Raw genomic sequence first — 525 nt, 5'->3', positions numbered from 1 at the left:
CTTTAACCGCTCTACCCTAAGTGTCCACAGCGTGCAGTTTTGATTCATAGGTGCCCCAAAAGCACGGTGCTCGCCAGAGCCTCGGATGTGTGAAACCCTCCTTCTCCGAACACAGGTTCTGACACGCTTCGCCACCAGTGACTGAACCCGCCCATGGTTCACCCCGCGCTATCCGCGTGAACCACCCATCAAATCAGTACGCATGACGAACCACATCGCCAACCCACTAAGGGACTAAGCCGCAAGCATGCGTGAGACATATTCCATGAGAACGACCATGCACCCACGCAGCCAATTCACCCAAAAAATAAGCCGTAAATATATGTTCAACCGTATGGCCCACTAAACTAGCCACGCAGACCACGCAGACCACGCAGACCACGCAGACCACGCAGACGGTTCAGTCGGCCTACTAAAAAACGAAGCCTCAAATATGCGTGAGACCGGGCAGGTTCCTTGACGAATCGTGCTTGCCCGAGAGCACTGGTGGCGAAGCGTGTCTATGTCGGGATTCGTGAGAAGGAG

It is taken from the genome of Burkholderia sp. S171 (genome assembly GCF_009766085.1).
Lineage (GTDB): Bacteria > Pseudomonadota > Gammaproteobacteria > Burkholderiales > Burkholderiaceae > Caballeronia.
Note: the sequence above shows the minus strand (reverse complement) of the source record.